Here is a 222-nt window from a genome sequence, read left to right as displayed (position 1 = left end):
GTGAACGCCACGCTCGAGACCAAGCTCGCAGCCATCGAGGCAGCGATGAAGGCGCAGACCCTCACCCTCGAAAGCAAGCTCACCCTCTTGGAGACGGCCATCAAGAACCAGACCCTCAGGCAGGAGGAGATGGCAGGCAAGCTCATCACCGCCATCGAAAACCTGCAAGGCGATATGCAGGAGAAGATAGCAGCCATCGCCGAGGCCATCAACAATGTGAAC

At 58.6% G+C, this 222-nt stretch carries 1 pseudogene; it reads left to right on the top strand.

From position 1 onward, the window contains the following. A pseudogene (locus HMPREF2983_RS11170) lies at window positions 1-222 on the top strand (hypothetical protein); the annotation flags it as partial.

Source organism: Prevotella sp. HMSC077E09, assembly GCF_001814685.1.
Taxonomy (GTDB): Bacteria; Bacteroidota; Bacteroidia; order Bacteroidales; family Bacteroidaceae; genus Prevotella; species Prevotella oris.
This window is presented reverse-complemented; position numbering and strand designations above follow the sequence as displayed.